This window comes from Mycobacterium sp. NAZ190054 (genome assembly GCF_001545925.1).
GTDB lineage: Bacteria > Actinomycetota > Actinomycetes > Mycobacteriales > Mycobacteriaceae > Mycobacterium.
Map to the genome: position 1 here is coordinate 1 of NZ_LMVQ01000390.1, position 18497 is coordinate 18497.

The 18497-nt window shown below is 67.7% G+C and carries 18 protein-coding genes and 1 tRNA gene; 12 read left to right on the plus strand and 7 right to left on the minus strand.

What is annotated here, in order from left to right:
* Positions 1-110 precede the first annotated feature (110 nt).
* A complete protein-coding gene (locus tag ASJ79_RS22400; RefSeq protein ID WP_231750980.1) occupies positions 111-1490 on the plus strand; it encodes a DUF2339 domain-containing protein in 1380 nt (459 codons plus the stop codon).
* A gap of 32 nt (positions 1491-1522) precedes the next feature.
* Positions 1523-2026 (plus strand): Dps family protein, encoded by a 504-nt coding sequence (locus tag ASJ79_RS22405; protein ID WP_067960080.1) that lies wholly within the window; start codon positions 1523-1525, stop codon positions 2024-2026.
* Here the strand turns inward: ASJ79_RS22405 and ASJ79_RS22410 are convergent.
* Positions 2001-3266: an adenylate/guanylate cyclase domain-containing protein gene (locus ASJ79_RS22410; RefSeq protein WP_156448582.1), complete on the minus strand. Its 1266-nt coding sequence runs from the start codon at positions 3264-3266 to the stop codon at positions 2001-2003. The two genes, ASJ79_RS22405 and ASJ79_RS22410, sit on opposite strands and share 26 nt — an antisense overlap.
* 105 nt (positions 3267-3371) lie before the next feature.
* On the opposite strand from ASJ79_RS22410, the gene ASJ79_RS22415 reads away from it, so the two are divergent.
* Positions 3372-3677, plus strand: coding sequence for a DUF732 domain-containing protein (locus ASJ79_RS22415; protein WP_067960081.1), 306 nt, complete (start codon positions 3372-3374; stop codon positions 3675-3677).
* Positions 3678-3691: 14 nt separating this feature from the next.
* Here ASJ79_RS22415 and ASJ79_RS22420 read toward each other — a convergent pair.
* A tRNA-Leu gene (locus ASJ79_RS22420) sits at positions 3692-3768 on the minus strand.
* A 70-nt stretch (positions 3769-3838) separates the two neighbouring features.
* Here ASJ79_RS22420 and ASJ79_RS22425 point away from each other — a divergent pair.
* The 6 genes from ASJ79_RS22425 to ASJ79_RS22450 all read left to right on the plus strand — a co-directional run bounded on the left by ASJ79_RS22425 (position 3839) and on the right by ASJ79_RS22450 (position 9742).
* Positions 3839-4468: an ANTAR domain-containing response regulator gene (locus ASJ79_RS22425; RefSeq protein WP_067960131.1), complete on the plus strand. Its 630-nt coding sequence runs from the start codon at positions 3839-3841 to the stop codon at positions 4466-4468.
* Between the two features lie 212 nt (positions 4469-4680).
* Positions 4681-5892, plus strand: a complete 1212-nt coding sequence (locus tag ASJ79_RS22430) for a branched-chain amino acid ABC transporter substrate-binding protein (RefSeq protein WP_067960084.1) — start codon at positions 4681-4683, stop codon at positions 5890-5892.
* 95 nt (positions 5893-5987) lie between these two features.
* Positions 5988-6998 carry a branched-chain amino acid ABC transporter permease gene (locus ASJ79_RS22435; protein WP_067960087.1) on the plus strand — a complete coding sequence of 337 codons (1011 nt, stop codon included), beginning with the start codon at positions 5988-5990 and terminating at the stop codon, positions 6996-6998.
* Positions 6995-8140, plus strand: coding sequence for a branched-chain amino acid ABC transporter permease (locus tag ASJ79_RS22440; RefSeq protein ID WP_067960090.1), 1146 nt, complete (start codon positions 6995-6997; stop codon positions 8138-8140). Before ASJ79_RS22435 ends, ASJ79_RS22440 begins: the two co-directional genes overlap by 4 nt.
* Positions 8137-8994 (plus strand): ABC transporter ATP-binding protein, encoded by an 858-nt coding sequence (locus ASJ79_RS22445; protein ID WP_067960093.1) that lies wholly within the window; start codon positions 8137-8139, stop codon positions 8992-8994. Before ASJ79_RS22440 ends, ASJ79_RS22445 begins: the two co-directional genes overlap by 4 nt.
* Positions 8981-9742, plus strand: coding sequence for an ABC transporter ATP-binding protein (locus ASJ79_RS22450; RefSeq protein WP_067960096.1), 762 nt, complete (start codon positions 8981-8983; stop codon positions 9740-9742). The genes ASJ79_RS22445 and ASJ79_RS22450 overlap by 14 nt, the downstream gene beginning before the upstream one ends.
* 87 nt (positions 9743-9829) lie before the next feature.
* Here ASJ79_RS22450 and ASJ79_RS22455 read toward each other — a convergent pair whose 3' ends face one another.
* The 4 genes from ASJ79_RS22455 to ASJ79_RS22470 form a co-directional block, all read right to left on the minus strand.
* Positions 9830-10057 carry a DUF167 domain-containing protein gene (locus ASJ79_RS22455; RefSeq protein ID WP_067960100.1) on the minus strand — a complete coding sequence of 76 codons (228 nt, stop codon included), beginning with the start codon at positions 10055-10057 and terminating at the stop codon, positions 9830-9832.
* Between the two features lie 55 nt (positions 10058-10112).
* Positions 10113-11312, minus strand: coding sequence for a lipid-transfer protein (locus ASJ79_RS22460; protein ID WP_067960103.1), 1200 nt, complete (start codon positions 11310-11312; stop codon positions 10113-10115).
* Entirely contained in the window at positions 11309-11746 is a 438-nt protein-coding gene (locus tag ASJ79_RS22465) for a Zn-ribbon domain-containing OB-fold protein (RefSeq protein WP_067960106.1), read from the minus strand. The genes ASJ79_RS22460 and ASJ79_RS22465 overlap by 4 nt, the downstream gene beginning before the upstream one ends.
* A gap of 65 nt (positions 11747-11811) precedes the next feature.
* Positions 11812-12492: an alpha/beta fold hydrolase gene (locus ASJ79_RS22470; RefSeq protein WP_067960135.1), complete on the minus strand. Its 681-nt coding sequence runs from the start codon at positions 12490-12492 to the stop codon at positions 11812-11814.
* Positions 12493-12563: 71 nt separating this feature from the next.
* Here ASJ79_RS22470 and ASJ79_RS22475 point away from each other — a divergent pair, with 71 nt between their 5' ends.
* From ASJ79_RS22475 to ASJ79_RS22485, 3 genes are all read left to right on the plus strand, one after another.
* Positions 12564-13466 (plus strand): LysR family transcriptional regulator, encoded by a 903-nt coding sequence (locus ASJ79_RS22475; protein ID WP_067960109.1) that lies wholly within the window; start codon positions 12564-12566, stop codon positions 13464-13466.
* Between the two features lie 4 nt (positions 13467-13470).
* The gene (gene polA / locus ASJ79_RS22480) at positions 13471-16233 is read left to right on the plus strand and encodes a DNA polymerase I (RefSeq protein WP_197420330.1); all 2763 of its coding nucleotides are present in this window, start codon (positions 13471-13473) and stop codon (positions 16231-16233) included.
* 86 nt (positions 16234-16319) lie between these two features.
* Entirely contained in the window at positions 16320-17129 is an 810-nt protein-coding gene (locus ASJ79_RS22485) for an acyl-CoA thioesterase II (protein ID WP_067960112.1), read from the plus strand.
* A gap of 34 nt (positions 17130-17163) precedes the next feature.
* Here the strand turns inward: ASJ79_RS22485 and ASJ79_RS22490 are convergent, their stop codons facing one another.
* Positions 17164-18390, minus strand: coding sequence for a PrsW family intramembrane metalloprotease (locus ASJ79_RS22490; RefSeq protein WP_156448581.1), 1227 nt, complete (start codon positions 18388-18390; stop codon positions 17164-17166).
* Positions 18391-18497 lie beyond the last annotated feature (107 nt).

Here is an 18497-nt window from a genome sequence, read left to right on the forward strand (position 1 = left end):
TCTATGGTACTCACTGATGCTCCTTCATTACGAGGTCGGCGGTGGTCAGTGGGGGCAGTTGCTCGGAGCGTTTCTGCCCGGTGGCGTCGTACATCACGGCTTCGGAGGTGATGCCGTCGCGCGGGTGGCTCAACGGCCGGCCCGGTGGCCGGGTGGGCGCGATCGCGCTGGTCGCCACCGGTGTGGCCGCCGCCTATATGGACGTCATCGCCGTCACGGCGATCTACGACTGGGTGTCCGCAGCGGCCGGGCTGGCGGTGGCCTCGGTGATCGCCGGAGGGGGGCTGGCTCTGGCCCGGCGCTGGGATTCTCAGCATCTGGGGTTGCTGGTGCTGGTGCCCCTCATCGGCCTGGCGCCGGTCGTCACCGACGGGATCTCGCTGCTGCTGGTCGGATTCATGCTCGTGTTGGCGGCGGCGTCCCTACCGGTGCAACTGGGCAAGGACTGGATCTGGCTGCACGTGGCACGCACCGCGGCGGCGGTCCTGCCGTTGCTGGTGGCGCTGACGGCCGGCCATTTCGCTGCCCGGCACGACCTCTGGCTGGCCGGTGCGTGCGGTATCGCCGCCGTCGTCGCACTGCTCGCCGCGTTGATCCTGTTGCCCGGGACCGCGAATCGCGCCGCGATGGCACTGCTGACCGCGGCCGGGGTGCTGCCCGTGCTGTGTGTGGGTCTGGTGGTGGACCGCGTCGTCGCGGCGTTGATGGCCGCGGCACTGGCCGCGGCTCTGCTGGCGATCGTGCTGCTCGGCGACCGGCTGCCCGGGGTGCCGGGTGTGGCGCGGCACGTGTTCTCGGCGACGTCGGCGGTCGCCGCGCTGATCGCCGTGACCGCCGCGTTCGACGGCAAGATCGCCGGGCCGCTGCTGCTGGCGATGGCCGTGGTGGTGGCGTTGACCGGACGCCGTGATGCCGTCGCGCGGTGGGTGGCGATCGGTTTCACGGTCGTCGGCGGCTGCGCGCACCTGAGTTACTCGCCGCCGGACGTGCTGGTCGAGCCGACCCGGATCAGCACTGCCGCAGGCGTTTCCACGCTGGTGTCCAGCATCCTGCTGGCGGCCGCCGCGATCGCCGTCGTGTGGGCGTGGGATCGCACCGAGAGCGTCCTCTGGGCGGGCGCCGCGGCGGTGGTCGTGTACGCGGTCACGTCGTTCACGGTGACCGCCGGGATGCTGATCTCCGGTGGTGACGGGGGCTTCTTCGGCGGACACATGGCCGCGACCATCTGCTGGATCGCGATGGCGGCAGCGGTGTTCGCCTATGCCGCCCGCCTGCCGCGTGAGGGCCGCTCCGTGCCGATCAGTGGCGGACTGGGTCTGGTGGCTGCGGCGATGGCCAAGCTCTTCCTGTTTGACCTGGGCACGCTGGGCGGCATCTTCCGGGTCGCGGTGTTCATCGTCGTCGGCCTGATCCTGCTCGGGATGGGCGCGGGTTACGCGCGGCTGCTGGACAAACAGGACCGGCAGACAGTGACGAAGGACACGTGCTAATCTGGACTCAGTCCAGAAAAGGAGATGTTGTCATGGGCATGAGCATCACGAAGAACGCACGTAAGACCGAAGCCGAGGTCCCGAACTTCCAAGCCTCACCGGAACTGAGCAACGCGCTTCAGCGGGTGTTGGTCGACCTGATCGAACTGCACCTGCAGGGCAAGCAGGCGCATTGGAACGTCGTCGGCACCAACTTCCGCGACCTGCATCTGCAACTCGACGAGGTCGTCGACTTCGCCCGCGAGGCCAGCGACACCGTGGCCGAGCGGATGCGCGCACTGGACGCGATTCCGGACGGTCGGTCGGACACCGTGGCGGCGACGACGTCACTGCCGGAGTTCCCGGCTTACGAACACAGCACGGGTGAAGTCGTCGACCTGATCACGGGCCGCGTCTACGCAGCGGTGGACACCCTCCGGACGGTGCATGACACCGTCGACGCCGAGGACCCGAGCACGGCCGACATCCTGCACCAGCTGATCGAGGGGCTGGAGAAGCTCGCCTGGCTGCTCAAGTCGGAGAACCGGAAGGTGTGACCGCCCCGGCCCGATGCCCGATCAGATACCAGGTGTGCATCGGGCCTTTGCCCTTGACCTCGACAAGGCCCCGCTCTTCGAGCACAAAGGCGTGGCGAAGCCGGTCATGGACGTTGTCGGGGACCTGGATTCGGCCCTCGACGTCGGTGGTCTCCATCCGGGACGCGACGTTGACCGCATCACCCCAGACGTCGTAGAAGAACTTCTTGGCCCCGACCACGCCGGCGACGACGGGCCCGGAAGCCATGCCGATGCGCAGCGGGACGTCGCGCCCCTGCGGGTCTTTCAGATCGGCCACCGCTTCGGCCATGTCGAGGGCGAGGCGGGCCAGCGCTTCGAGGTGGTCGGGGCGGGGGATCGGAACCCCGCTCACCACCATGTACGAGTCACCGCTGGTCTTGACCTTCTCCAAGCCGTGCCGGTCGACGAGCCCGTCCAGGTCGGTGTAGAGCCGGTCCAGGAAGCGCACGAGGTCGCCCGGAGCGGTGTCGCTGGCGCGTTTGGTGTAGCCGGCGATGTCGGCGAACAGGACCGACGCGTCGTCGTACTTGTCGGCGATGACCGTCCGGGTCGGTTCTTTTAGCCGGTCGGCGATGGTCTCGGGCAGGATGTTGGCCAACAACTGTTCCGAGCGCTCGTACTCGGCCTCCATGGCGGCCTCGGCCCGCTCGATCTCGCGCAGCGTGTACCAGATCGTCGCCACGATCATCACGGCCGAAGCCGCCACCGAGCTGACGAAGCCGACGGTCAGCGTCCAGGACGGACCCAGCCCCCGGTCGTGCGGCACGGTCAGCTCCAGCGCGATGGTGATCGCTACACCGACGGCGGCGGTGGCCGAGGCCAGGGCGATGCGTTCGATGCCGAGCACCAGGACCACCAGCGCGGATGCGACGAGAAAGTAGAACTGCAGTCCGGACCCCGTCCCGATGGTGAAGCAGATGAAGCCCACCGAGGTGTAGGCGAAGACCACGAACGTCAACGGGGCGACGAGCTCACCGAGCGGGCACAGTCGGGGGATGGCGAGAAACACTGCGCCGCAACAGATGTTGACCGCGCCCAGCCACCACAGCGATCCGCCGAGGGTCAGCTGGAAGATGCCGAAGCCGACCGACACGGCCGCCGCGATCCAGCTGGCGATCATCAGCACCCGCAGCCGTCGCGCCACCCGCTCGTCACGGTGCCGGCTGGGTGACCAGGAGTGGCGGCCCAGCGTCACCTCGGGCACGCAGACCGGCCGCAGGTTCAGCACGAGCACAGGCTATCGCCGAAACGTCGGCCGGCCTGCACGAATGGCGCGATCCCCGGATGCCTGCGCGCGACGTCGGGCGCCGGTAGCCTCACCGCCATGAAACGTCTCGTGGTGCTGTTCCTCGCCCTCGGTGCGCTCGTTGCCGCCCCTCCGGCAAACGCCAACGACCAGGCCTATCTCGACGAGCTCACCCGGCTCGGGCTGCCGCCCAAGTCACCGGACGGGGCGATCAACGCCGCCAACGTGACATGTGCCGGGCTCGACACCGGGATCTCGTTCTTCGAGGCGGTGTACCACACGGGAATCGGCGGGAACCTGACCACGCAACAGGCCGGCGACGTCGTCTCGACGGTGATCCGCTTCAAGTGCCCCCAGTACCTGGGCCTGATCCCGCCGCAGTGACGCCTGGTCTTTCGTGGTGCCCTCGGTGAGATTCGAACTCACACTGTACGGGTTTTGAATCCGTTTCCTCTGCCAGTTGGGATACGAGGGCGCGCGGCCTACCACCATAGAGGATGGCCCCGCGCTCGCTCATCCGGCCTGTGCCGTTCACAATGTTCTGCATGTCATCTGCTCCCGCGTCGCCATCCGACGCCGCCGCCACGCCGCGCCGAGTCCTCGTCGCCGAGGACGAGGCGCTCATCCGGCTCGACCTGGCGGAAATGCTGCGCGAGGAGGGCTACGAGATCGTCGGTGAGGCCGGCGACGGTCAGGAGGCCGTCGAACTGGCCGAGGCGCTCCGCCCCGATCTGGTGATCATGGACGTCAAGATGCCGCGGCGCGACGGCATCGACGCCGCCTCGGAGATCGCCAGCAAGCGCATCGCGCCGATCGTGATCCTGACCGCGTTCAGTCAGCGTGAGCTGGTGGAGCGAGCCCGCGATGCCGGTGCGATGGCCTACCTGGTCAAGCCGTTCAACATCACCGACCTCATTCCCGCCATCGAGGTGGCGGTCAGCCGGTTCAGTGAGATCGCCGAGCTGGAGAAGGAGGTCGCCAACCTCTCGGACCGGCTGGAGACCCGGAAGCTCGTCGAGCGTGCGAAGGGTTTGCTGCAAACGAAGCAGGGGATGACAGAACCCGAAGCGTTCAAGTGGATCCAGCGCGCCGCCATGGACCGGCGCACCACCATGAAGCGGGTGGCCGAGGTGGTCCTGGAGACGCTGGATCCGCCCGCCGACGCGCCGTCGTAGCGCGTCAGACGGCGGCTCGCCGGTTAAGTCTGCGTTTCTCCAGCTCACTTTTGACCAATTTTCCCGGCCGATCGACACGACGCGTTTTCCAACATCACGCACCGCGGCGATGGGTTGGTTATGGTCGTCGGCGAAGCATCGCCGCCGTGTCGTTTCGGTTTCTCAACGGTCGGCCGACGGTGTCGAGCAGAACACTGAACCGGAGGTGATACGTGCGCGGTCGCGTGACACGCAAGGCTTTTGCTGTCGGTAGCGCGGGTCTGGTTGTGCTGGCCATGGCCGGCTGCAATCAGAGCACGCCCGAAGAAGAGGCGTCGCAGACGAATCTCAGGATCGTCGAGAAGGTGCAGATCGACGAGAACGGCGCCGAGGTCGCGGCGTCGGAGGGCGCTGCGCCGGCGGATCCGGCCGGTGACGGGAATGCGACCTGCCCGCCGGTGTCCATCGCCATGGCCGGGGCCCTCAACGGTCCCGACGCGGCCCTGGGCATCAACATCAAAAACGGTGTGCAGCTGGCGGTCGACAAGCACAACGCCGCCAACCCGGGCTGCCAGGTGCAGCTCATCCCGTTCGACACCGAAGGCGACCCGCAGAAGGCCACCGGTATCGCCCCGCAGATCGTCAACGACCAGTACACGATCGGTCTCGTCGGTCCGGCGTTCTCCGGCGAGACCAAGGCCACCGGCGGCGTCTTCGACCAGGCCGGGCTGGTCGCGGTCTCCGCGTCGGCGACCAACGTCGACCTGTCGAAGAACGGCTGGCGGACCTTCTTCCGCGGGTTGGCCAATGACGGCGTGCAGGGGCCGTCGGTCGCCAACTACCTGAAGAACACGCTGGGCCATCAGAAGATCTGCGTCGTCGACGACAGCACCGACTACGGCCTCGGCCTGGCGCAGGCGGTTCGCGAGACCCTCGGCCCGGTCGCCGACTCGGCGTGCAACATCTCGGTCAAGAAGGGCGACAAGGACTTCTCCGCGGTGGTCACCCAGATCAACGGCGCCGCACCGGACTCGGTGTTCTTCAGCGGCTATTACGCCGAGGCGGCCCCCCTGGTGCAGCAGCTCCGCGACGGTGGCTTCGAGGGCGTCTTCGCCAGCGCCGACGGCACCAAGGACCCGGAGTTCGTCAAGCAGGCCGGCGAGTCGGCCCAGGGTGCGGTGCTGGCGTGCCCGTGCGGGCCGGCCACCGGATCCTTCGCCGAGGAGTACACCGAGAAGTTCAACCAGGAGCCGGGCACCTACAGCGCCGAGGGCTACGACGTGGGCACGATCCTGCTCAAGGGCATCGACTCGGGTGCGATCACCCGGCCGGCGCTGCTCGATTTCGTGCGCAACTACCAGGGCCAGGGCGTGGCCCGTGAATACCAGTGGACGCCAGAGGGTGAGCTCACCACCACCCTCATCTGGATCTACGACGTCCAGTAACGGCTGAGGCGAAGCGCGTTCGAGGCACCTGACTCGGGCGCGCTTCGTCGTTGTCGCACAAGAGCTTCGACGATCTGCGAGGAGCCCACCGCCGGATGAACCTGGCCGCAAACATCAACTTCAACGTCGGGGCGCTGGTAGACGGCTTCTGGCAGTTGACGATCGACGGCCTGTCGTGGGGAGCGATCTACGCACTGGTCGCTGTCGGCTACACCCTCGTGTTCGGTGTGCTCCGCCTGATCAACTTCGCCCACTCCGAGATCTTCATGCTCGGCATGTTCGGCGCGTACTTCGCGCTGGACGTCATCCTGGGCTTCACGCCCAGTGGCAACGCCTACAACCGGGGCGTCGCGCTGACGATTCTCTACCTGGGCTTCGCGATGCTGTTCGCGATGCTGGTGTCCGGCAGCGCGGCGGTGGGCCTGGAGTTCGTCGCCTACCGCCCGTTGCGCAAGCGCAATGCGCGAGCGTTGACGTTCCTGATCACCGCCATCGGAATGTCGTTCGTGCTGCAGCAGTTCGTGCTCTTCATCCTGCCCAAGCTGATACCGGGCTATGGCGGACCGAACGCCCAGCAACCCATCGTGCTGGTGCAGCCGAAGACCCAGTTCGAGTTCTTCGGGGTTCCTGTCTCGAACGTCACCATCGTCATCATCGTGTCGGCGCTGGTGCTGGCGGTGCTCACCGACACCGCGATCAACCGCACCAAGTTCGGCCGCGGGATCCGCGCCGTCGCGCAGGATCCGACGACGGCCACCCTGATGGGCGTGTCGCGCGAGCGCATCATCATGACGACGTTCCTCATCGGCGGCCTGCTCGCCGGCGCCGCGGCGCTGCTCTACACGCTGAAGGTCCCGCAGGGCATCATCTACTCGGGCGGATTCCTGTTGGGTATCAAGGCGTTCTCGGCGGCGGTGCTCGGCGGCATCGGCAACCTGCGGGGTGCACTGCTGGGCGGTCTGCTGCTCGGGGTGATGGAGAACTACGGGCAGGCCGTGTTCGGCACCCAGTGGCGTGACGTCGTCGCGTTCGTGCTGCTGGTGCTGGTGCTGCTGGTCCGCCCGACGGGCATACTCGGTGAGAGCCTCGGGAAGGCGCGCGTATGACGCGAGTGATGGACTGGTGGGACGGCCTGACCCGGCCGCAGAAGTGGGTGTTCGGGATCGTTCTGTTCGCCGGGATCGCGCTGTCCCCGCTCTTCACCCCGGCCTTCCTCGACACGCCCGGTATCAGCTTCGGCGGCACCATGGCCCAGTTCGCGATGGTCGCGATCATCGCGATCGGGCTGAACGTCGTCGTCGGCCAGGCCGGGCTGCTGGACCTCGGCTACGTCGGGTTCTACGCCGTGGGCGCCTACACGGTGGCGCTGCTGACCAGCCCCGAGAGCCCGTGGAACCAGATGAGCCCGAAGGGCATCCTGACCACCCCGTGGGCGTGGCTGGCCTGCGTACCGCTGGCCATGGCTGTCACCGCGCTGAGCGGGTTGATCCTGGGTACCCCGACCCTGCGGCTGCGCGGCGACTACCTGGCCATCGTGACGCTCGGTTTCGGCGAGATCATCCGGTTGATGGCCGACAATCTCGCCGACGTCACCAACGGGCCGCGCGGACTCAACGAGGTCGCGTTCCCGCATTTCCGTGAGGACGCGCAGCACCCTGAAGGGGTGTTCTCGGTGGCGAATTCCAGCGGCGACGCGAACTACGGCACGTGGTGGTTCTGGCTGGGCCTGATCCTGATCGTGGGCATCCTGTTGCTCGTCGGGAACCTGGAACGCAGCCGGGTCGGACGGGCGTGGATCGCCGTCCGTGAGGACGAGGACGCCGCGGAGGTGATGGGCGTCAACGCCTTCAAGTTCAAGCTGTGGGCGTTCACCATCGGTGCGGCGATCGGCGGGCTCTCCGGTGCGCTGTACGCCGGTCAGGTGCAGTATGTGGCGCCGCCGACGTTCAACATCATCAACTCCATGCTGTTCCTGTGCGCGGTGGTGCTGGGCGGGCAGGGCAACAAACTGGGGGTGATCCTCGGCGCGTTCGTCATCGTGTACCTGCCCAACCGCCTTCTCGGCGTGCACTTCCTGGGTATCGACATGGGCAATCTGAAGTATCTGTTCTTCGGGCTGGCGCTGGTGGTGCTGATGATCTTCCGGCCGCAGGGTCTTTTCCCGGCCCGCCAGCATCTGCTCACCTACGCCAGGGCCGCCCGCAAACTGCTGCGTACCCAGCCGACCGATACGGAGCCGGTCAAATGACCACGCCCGACGAAGAGGTGTTCGAGGAGAACATCGCCGAGATCGCCAGTGTGCACCGCGAGATCCAGGCTGACGAAGGCGAAGTTCTGCTGCAGACTACGGATCTGACCGTGAAGTTCGGCGGGCTGACAGCGCTGGACGCCGTCACGTTCAACATCCGGCGCGGGGAGATCCTCGGCCTGATCGGCCCCAACGGCGCCGGAAAGACCACCTGCTTCAACGCGATCACCGGTGTGTACCGGCCCACCTCAGGGTCGGTGGCGTTCGACGGCTCGACGATCGGGCGGATCAAACGCCACCAGATCACCCGGCTCGGGATCGCCCGCACCTTCCAGAACATCCGGTTGTTCGGCGAGATGACCGCGCTGGAGAACGTCATGGTCGGCACCGACGCCCGGCACCGCACGTCGGTGCCCGGCGCGTTGATCCGTTCCTCCCGGCACCGCCGCGAGGAACGCTCGGCGATCGAACGATCGGCCGCGCTGCTGCACTTCGTGGGCATCGCCCACCGCGGCGAGGAGAAGGCCAAGAACCTGTCCTACGGCGACCAGCGCAGGCTGGAGATCGCGCGGGCGCTGGCCACCGAACCCAAGCTGCTCTGCCTCGATGAGCCGGCCGCCGGCTTCAATCCGAGTGAGAAGTCCGCGCTGATCGACCTGATCCGCAAGATCCGCGACGACGGCTACACCGTGTTGCTGATCGAACACGACATGCGGCTGGTGATGGGCGTGACCGACCGCATCGTGGTGCTGGAGTTCGGCCGCAAGATCGCCGACGGCTTGCCGGCCGAGATCCGCGAGGACCCGAAGGTCATCGCCGCCTACCTGGGAGTGCCAGACGATGAACTCGCCTGAAAACACTGCGGCCCAACCCGATCCCCGCCCGGTACTGCTCGAGGTGCGCGACGTCGTCGTGCACTACGGCCGGATCAAGGCGCTGCACTCGGTGTCGCTGACGGTGCACGAGGGTGAATTGGTCACCCTGCTCGGTTCCAACGGCGCGGGCAAGACCACGATGATGCGCGCGATCTCCGGTCTGCTTCCGCTGACCTCCGGCTCGGTGTGGTTCGACGGCAGGGACATCAGCAAGGTCAGGGCACACAAGCGGGTGGCCGACGGATTGATCCAGGCCCCGGAGGGTCGCGGCGTCTTTCCGGGCATGACGATCATCGAGAACCTCGAGATGGGTTGTTACGGACGTAAGTTCGCGTCCAAAGCCGAACACGACGAGCGGCTCGACTGGGTACTCGAGACGTTCCCCCGCCTCGCCGAGCGCAGAAGCCAGGTGGGTGGCACCCTCTCGGGCGGCGAGCAGCAGATGCTGGCGATCGGGCGGTCCTTGATGGCGCGGCCGAAGGTCCTGCTGCTCGACGAGCCGTCGATGGGCCTGGCGCCGATGGTGATCTCGCAGATCTTCAAGATCATCGCCGAGATCAACGCCGCCGGTACGACGGTGCTGCTGGTCGAGCAGAACGCCCAGCAGGCACTGAGTCGCTCGCACCGCGCGTACATCTTGGAGACCGGGGAGGTCACCCGGACCGGCGACGCCCGGGAGTTGTTGGCGGACAAGAGCATCCGCGCCGCCTATCTGGGAGTCGCCTGACCTCTCATCTCCCCGACGCGCGAGGGTGCGTGTCTGCGGGCGACATGCCGAGGGAATTCCCTGATCTCACGCACGCTCGCGGCGGTGTCACCCGATGCGGAACCGCTTGAGGCGTGACGTCGCGCCGGAGGTCAGCTCGACGCGGCTGCGAGGCACGTCGAAGTGCTCGGCGAGAACGCGGACGACAGCGGCGTTGGCCTTGCCCTCGACTGCGCGCTCGCGGACGTAGACGGTCAGCACGCCGTCGGGTCCGGTTTCCACCAGCGGGCCCTTGCTGCTGCCGGGTTTGACCCGCACCGAGATCACCTCAGCCATGGGTCATTCTCGAGTGTCGGCTGCAGACTCGCACACTGGCGGTGCTGGGGTGTGGTTACCGGGCGACGATGACCGACGAGCCGTGGCCGAAGAGGCCTTGGTTGGCGGTGATGCCGACGGTGGCGCCTTCGACCTGGCGTCCGGTGGCCTGGCCTTTGAGCTGCCAGGTCAGTTCACAGACCTGGGCGATGGCCTGGGCCGGGATCGCTTCGCCGAAGCAGGCCAACCCACCGGAGGCGTTGACCGGGATGCGGCCGCCGACGGTGGTCGCTCCGCTGCGGAGCAGATGCTCGGCCTCGCCCTTGGCGCACAGGCCGAGGTGCTCGTACCAGTCGAGTTCCAGCGCGGTGGACAGGTCGTAGACCTCGGCCAGCGACAGGTCCTCGGGGCCTATGCCGGCTTCGGCATAGGCGGCGTCGAGGATCTGGTCTTTGAACACCCGCTCGGGCCCGGGGACCACGGCGGTGGAGTCGGTGGCGATGTCGGGAAGCTCGGGCAGGTGCTGCGGGTATTGCGGGGACTGCAGGCTGATCGCGCGCACCGAGGGGACTCCCTCGACCGAACCCAGGTGCTTCTCGGCGAACGACTTGCTCGCGACGATCACCGCGGCTGCGCCGTCGGAGGTGGCGCAGATGTCGAGCAGCCGCAACGGATCCGACACCACCGGGGAGGCCAGCACATCGTCGACGGTGGCGGCCTTGCGGTAACGGGCGTTGGGGTTGTCCAAGCCGTGGCGGGCGTTCTTGACCTTCACGTTCGCGAAGTCTTCGAGGGTGGCCCCGTAAAGGTCCATCCGCCGGCGGGCCAGCATCGCGAAGTACACAGTGTTGGTGGCGCCGATGAGATGGAAACGCTGCCAGTCGGGATCGTTCTTGCGCTCGCCGCCGACGGGGGCGAAGAAACCTTTGGGGGTGGTGTCGGCGCCGATGACCAGCGCGACGTCGCACAGGCCGGCCAGGATGTGGGCGCGGGCGCTCTGCAGGGCCTGGGAGCCGGAGGCGCACGCGGCGTAGCTGGAGGTGATCGGGATGCCGTTCCAGCCCAGCTTCTGGGCGAACGTCGCGCCGGCGACGAAGCCGGGGTAGCCGTTGCGGATGGTGTCGGCGCCGGCGACGAGTTGGATCTGGCGCCAGTCCAGGCCGGCTTCGGCCAGGGCGGCGCGGGCAGCGACGACGCCGTATTCGGTGAAGTCGCGTCCCCATTTGCCCCACGGGTGCATACCGGCACCGAGGATGTAGACCGGGTCAGGACTCATGAGGCGATCCTCCAGGCGTGGACGATGCGCTCGACGCCGTCATCGTCGACATACAGCGGCATGGTGGTCAGTTCCATCTCCATGCCGACCTTGAGGTCGGCGGCCAGGGTGCCCTCGACGACCTTGCCGAGCACGATCAGCCCTTCGGCGGCGAGTTCGACCGCGGCCACGGCGAACGGCTCGAACGGATCCGGCGACGGGTAGGGAGGTGGTGGGGCGTACCGGTTTTCGGTGTAGCTCCACAACCGGCCGCGCCGCGACAGCGGCACCTGGGCCAGGTCGTCGCCGTCACAGCCCGGGTTGGGGCAGTTGTTGGCCCGGGGCGGGAACACGTAGGTCCCGCACTGGTGACACTTACCGCCGATCAGATACGGATCGCCCGACCCGTCCGTGGCGAACCACCCGTCGATCGCTGGCTGCGTGGAAGCTGACACGCGGTCAGCGTACCGAGTTCGGGGCGCAAAGTTGAAACGTGTTCCAGTTTTGTTCCGGTGAGCGGTCAGTGCCGGGCGGTCTGGAGCAGGATTGCGAGAAGCTCGTCGGGACAGTCGCGCATCAGGTTGTGCTTGCCGTCGAGTTCACTGCAGATCCAGGTGGGGTCGTCGCGCACCCGGTCGTAGGACGGCTGCAACGGCGACTGTCCGGGCCAGTCCCGCGCGTAGAGGAACACCCGGCGGCGGAATCGGCTGAGGTCACCGTCCAGACGCAGCGGTTGCAGAACGGTCGCCAGCGGATGCGACGTCGCCCGCGGGTCGAAGAACGGCAACGGCGGAACACCGAACCCGCTGTCGTCCACCTCCACGTACCAGGCGCGTTCCTCGTCGTTGACCAGGTCCCAGCAGGCTTCGCCGTCACGGGGCACGACCGCGTCGACGAACACCAACGAATCCACCCGGTCGGGAACACGGTCGGCGACACCGGTGATCACCATGCCGCCGTAGCTGTGCCCGACCAGGATCAGCTCCGCATCACCGGCGGCGGCGTCGTTGTCGATCGCCGCGAGCACGTCGGTGAGGTGGGTTTCGAGGTTGACCGCACCCGGCATCAGGTGAGACCGCTCCGCGACACCGGTCAGCGTGATCGCCAGCACGTGGTGGCCCTGCGCGCGCAGCGACGCCGCGAGACCGTCGAAACACCAAGCGCCGTGGCACATCCCCGGAACCAACACGTATGTGCTCACGCCGTCCACGCTGCCCGCATCCGACCTATAAGTCCAATAGATTGTTGTTGCTGAATCTGTAATCAGCGCTTATGGAGCTTCGCCAGCTGGAGTATCTGATCGCGGTGGTCGAGGAAGGCAGCTTCACCGGGGCGGCCCAGCGCGAACACGTGGCGCAGCCAGCCGTCAGCGCGCAGATCCGCCGGTTGGAACGCCTGGTCGGCCAGCCCCTGCTGCTCCGCACCAGCCGGGAGGTGCGACTGACCCAGGTCGGTGCGGCGTTGCTGCCTCACGCGCGGGCGGCGCTGGCCGCGGTCCGGGCCGCTCAGGCGGCGGTCGACGACGTCGCCGACCTGGTGCGCGGCACCGTCGCCGTCGGCACGGTGACCCTGCACCCGGTCGACGTGGCACGCCTGATCGCCGACTTCCACGCCGAGCATCCCGGCGTCGAGATCACGCTCAGCACTGACAACTCCGATGTGTTGCTGGCCAAGCTGCACGACGGCAGGCTCGATGCCGCCGTCGTGTCGATCGGCGTCGACGAGGATCCGCCGGGGCTCGATTACCAGGTGATCACCGACGAACCGCTGGCTGCGGCGGTGACCCCTGAGCACCCGCTGGGGCACCGGAAAACCGTGACGCTGCAACAGCTTTGCAACTACCCGCTGATCTCACTGCCGCCCGGGGCGGGCCTGCGGACACGACTCGACCAGGCGTGCGCCGCCGCCGGCCTGCGTCCCCGGATCGCGTTCGAGGCCACCAGCCCGCTGGAGCTGGTGCAGCTGGCCCGCCACGGCCTCGGCGTCGCGATCCTGCCGCAGTCGATGGCACGCGGCAACGGACTGCACGCGCTGCGGTTGACCCCGCGGCTGCGCGGCAGGCTGGTGTGGGCCTGGCGCGCCGACACGGCCGGTCCCGCGGCGCGGCTGCTGAACGAGCGGGCCCGCGCCATGATTGCGGCGACGGGCGCACCGGCTGTCACACCGCTTGCCTAGAGTGATGTCCGTGAGCCCTGCCAAGACTGCATCGGAGACCAAAGCCGGTAAACCCGAGGCCGGCGCCAAGCCCACCCTGATGCTGCTGGACGGCAACTCCCTGGCCTTCCGGGCGTTCTACGCGCTGCCCGCCGAGAACTTCAAGACCCAGGGCGGGCTGACCACCAATGCGGTCTACGGGTTCACCGCCATGCTGATCAACCTGCTGCGCGACGAGCAGCCCAGCCACATCGCCGCGGCGTTCGACGTGTCCCGGCAGACGTTCCGGCTGGACAAATATCCGGAGTACAAGGCAGGCCGGTCGGCCACGCCCGACGAGTTCCGGGGGCAGATCGACATCACCAAGGAGGTGCTCGGCGCTCTGGGGATCACCGTGCTGGCCGAGCCCGGTTTCGAGGCCGACGACGTCATCGCGACCCTGGCCACGCAGGCGCAGAACGAGGGCTACCGGGTGCTGGTGGTCACGGGCGACCGTGACTCGCTGCAACTGGTCAGCGACGACGTCACCGTGCTGTACCCGCGCAAGGGCGTCAGCGAGCTGACCCGGTTCACCCCCGAGGCGGTGCTGGAGAAGTACGGGCTGACACCCGCGCAGTATCCCGACTTCGCCGCGCTGCGCGGCGATCCGAGTGACAACCTGCCGGGCATCCCCGGGGTGGGGGAGAAGACCGCGACGAAGTGGATCGCCGAGTACGGATCACTACAGGCGCTGGTGGACAACGTCGACAAGGTCAAGGGCAAGGTCGGCGACGCGCTGCGGGCCCACCTGTCCAGTGTGGTGCTCAACCGGGAGCTCACCGATCTGGTCAAGGACGTGCCGCTGGCGCAGACGCCAGACACGCTGCGCATGCAGCCGTGGGACCGCGACCAGATCCATCGCCTGTTCGACGACCTCGAGTTCCGCGTGCTGCGCGACCGCCTGTTCGACACGCTGGCGTCGGCCGACCCTGAGGTGGAGGACGGGTTCGACGTCCGCGGCGAAGCGCTGGAAGCGGGAACGCTGGCCGGCTGGCTCGCCGAGCACAGCCACGGCCAACGGTTCGGACTCGCCGTCGTCGGGAATCACCTCGCCTACGACAGCGACGCCACCGCGCTGGCGATCGTCGCCTCCGACGGCGACGGCCGCTACATCGACACCACCCGCCTGGATCCCGAGGACGAGAAGACGCTGTCGTCCTGGCTGGCCGATCCGGGCGTTCCGAAGGCGCTGCACGAGGCCAAGCTCGCGATGCACGACCTGCAGGGCCGGGGCTGGACGCTCGCCGGTGTCACGTCGGACACCGCGCTGGCCGCCTATTTGGTGCGGCCCGGTCAGCGCAGCTTCACACTCGACGACCTCTCGCTGAGGTATCTGAAACGCGAACTGCGCGCGGACAACCCTGAGCAGCAACAGCTTTCGTTGCTCGATGACAGTGAGGGCGTCGACGACCAAGCCGTGCAGACCTTGCTGCTGCGTGCCAGCGCGGTCACCGATCTCGCCGACGCCCTCGACGAGGAACTCGCCCGCATCGACTCCTCGGCGCTGCTCGGCAGCATGGAGCTGCCGGTGCAGCGGGTGCTGGCCGAATTGGAGACCGTCGGGATCGCGATCGACCTGCCGATGCTCTCGGAACTGCAGAGCGAGTTCGCCGGCCAGATCCGTGACGCGGCCGAGGCCGCCTACGCGGTCATCGGAAAGCAGATCAACCTCGGCTCGCCGAAGCAGCTGCAGGTCGTGCTGTTCGACGAGCTGGAGATGCCGAAGACCAAGCGCACCAAGACCGGCTATACCACCGACGCCGACGCGCTGCAGTCGCTGTTCGACAAGACCGGGCACCCGTTCCTTCAGCATCTGCTCGCCCACCGGGACGCGACGCGCCTGAAGGTCACCGTCGACGGGCTGCTCAACGCGGTCGCGTCCGACGGCCGGATCCACACCACGTTCAACCAGACCATCGCGGCCACCGGCCGGTTGTCGTCGACCGAGCCGAACCTGCAGAACATCCCGATCCGCACCGAGGCGGGCCGACGGATCCGCGACGCGTTCGTGGTCGGAGGTGGCCCTCCGGGCTCCGGCGGCGGCCCGGCTTTCGCCGAGTTGATGACGGCCGACTACAGCCAGATCGAGATGCGGATCATGGCCCACCTGTCCCAGGACGAGGGTCTGATCGAGGCGTTCAACACCGGCGAGGATCTGCACTCGTTCGTCGCGTCCCGGGCGTTCTCGGTGCCGATCGAGGAAGTCACCGCAGAGCTGCGGCGCCGGGTCAAGGCCATGTCCTACGGCCTGGCCTACGGGCTGAGCGCCTACGGGCTCTCGCAACAGCTCAAGATCTCCACCGAAGAGGCCAAGGAGCAGATGGAGCAGTACTTCGCCAGGTTCGGCGGGGTGCGCGACTACCTCCGCGACGTGGTCGACCAGGCCCGCAAGGACGGCTACACGTCGACGGTGTTCGGTCGTCGGCGTTATCTGCCCGAGCTCGACTCCAGCAACCGGCAGGTGCGCGAGGCCGCCGAACGTGCCGCGCTCAACGCGCCCATCCAGGGCAGTGCCGCCGACATCATCAAGGTCGCGATGATCAACGTCGACCAGGCCATCAAGGATGCCGGCCTGTCTTCGCGGATGCTGCTCCAGGTCCACGACGAGCTGCTGTTCGAGGTCGCCGACGGCGAGCGCGACCAGCTGGACGCGCTCGTGCGGGAACACATGGGCGCGGCGTATCCGCTCGACGTGCCGCTGGAGGTGTCGGTCGGCTACGGCCGCAGCTGGGATGCGGCCGCGCACTAGTCCGACGTCCAACGCCGCGGGTCGCCCGCTGAGACCTTTCGCCGCATTATGTAGGGTTACATACATATGCGGCGAAAGGACCATCCGTGCCCACACACCCGTTCGATGACGCGATCTCCCTCGAACCCACCGAATCCAAGGGTGTGCTGCGCGGACACACCAGTCCTGAGTGGGCGAACATGGTCGGCCCGTTCGGCGGGGTGACTGCGGCCACCCTGTTGCGGGCCGTCCAGCTGCAGCCCGACCGCGCCGGTGACCCCGTGGCACTGACGGTGAACTTCACCGCGCCCGTCCTCGACGGTGCGTTCGACGTCGCCACCCAGGCGGTCCGCACCAACCGCACCAATCAGCACTGGCAGGTCGCGTTGTCACAGGAGGGGTCGATCAGGACCACCGCCACCGCGGTGTTCGGCCTTCGCCGCGACACCTGGTCGGACACCGAACGACCGCGGCCCTCGGTGCCTGCCCCCGACGACATCCCGTCGACCGGGCTGCCCGCGACGGTGGTGTGGGCCGGCAACTACGACATGCGGTACGTCGACGGCGCCATCCCCGCGCCTGACACCGGCCCGGCGCGGTCGTCGACCACCACCCTGTGGGTACGGGACCGGCAGGGGCGTGCGGTGGACTTCCCGGCCCTGACCGCGCTCAGCGACATCTTCTACCCGCGCGTGTTCCTGCGCCGCGGCGTGCCGTCAGCGGCCGGCACCATCTCGCTGACGACCTATTTCCACGTCGACGGCGATGAACTCGCGGCAGCCGCGGGCGATTTCGTACTCTGCCGGGCCACCGCGAACCGGTTCTCGCGCGGTTACTTCGACCAGTCGGCCGAAATCTGGAGCCGGTCGGGTGACCTGCTGGTCACGACCCACCAGATCGTCTACTTCAAGGACTGATACGACGACTGCCGTGAGCGGCGCGAGCCGACGTTCACACGCGGGGGGAGTGGTATCCGCCCATCCGCTGCAGCGCGGGTGCGGCCGCCCGTGCCGCGTAAACCGCGTAGGTCTCCTCGTTGAGCAGCGCCAGCACCCGCTGATCACCGAAACCGCGGTCGATGCGATCACGCACGAAGGCCAGCTCGACCACCTGATGGGCGAAACGCCTGACCGAGGCGCCGGCTTCCTTGCCGCCGAACCGGGTCGCCTCGGCGACCGCCTGCTTGCGGGTCGGCAGCGATCCCAGCCACGTCGCCTCGTTCGGCGTGATCACCCCGGCGGCCACCATGCCGGGCAGTTTCTCGGCGACGACGCGCTGTTCCCGGCGCCGACTGTTGACCGCGAGCGCGATCGCCAGCCCGAAGACCGGCATCATCCAGAACGCGTAGGTCCCGAAGTAGGCGCCGACGCCCAGCAGCGACGAGCCGTTCCACATCGCGTGCAACGCCACCGCTCCCACATACCCGAGCAGGATGCAACCCGCCTTCGCCGGCCCGGAGCGCTGGCGCAGCGCGAACCAGACGCCCAACGCGAACAACGTGGTGAACAGCGAGTGCGCGAACGGCCCCATCACCAGCCGCAACGCCGCGGTGACCAGCGAGTCCGCCAGCGACTCACCGTTGGCGATGTAGAGGATGTCCTCCAGCCAGGCGAAGCCGGCGCCGACCAGACCCGCGTACACCAGGCAGTCGGTCAGCGAGTTCATCTCGCTGCGACGCACACCGGTCATCATCACCAGCAGAAACAATCCCTTGGCCGCCTCCTCGGTCACCGGTGCGCCGATGACCAGAGTGAAAGGGCTGATGCCGGTTGCCGCCGGGTCGACCGACGGGTTGAGCCAGGCGTCGAGGAAGATCTGCAGGATCGCGGAGATGACCACCGCCACCGACGTGCCCCAGATGAACGCGAAGAGCAGCAGCCGCGGCGGCTCCGGCTCCCAGCGGTCCAGCCACAGATAGGCCAGCACGACCACGGCCATGGCGAGGCTGGACAGCACGAATCCGATCGCGGTGCCCACGGGATTGGCCAGGGTGAGCAGGATGACGATCAGCCCCGCCAGCGTGCCCAGCGCGATGAGCAGGCCCAACGGTGCCCCGACCGAGCGGACGCGACGCGCGAACGGCGCTCCGTGATGTGGGATTCGCTGCGGCCCCCCGAGGCCACCGGTGTACGACACGACAGCAGGGTAGCGGTTGGGGGAGGCGGGTTTGTCCTGCATGGACCCAGTCGAGTAGCCTCGACGTGTACCTGTGTGTGCGATTCGCGGGTACACCCAACAAAACACCATCTGTCCCTACGATTAAACCTGTCCGGAGCAACCCACCA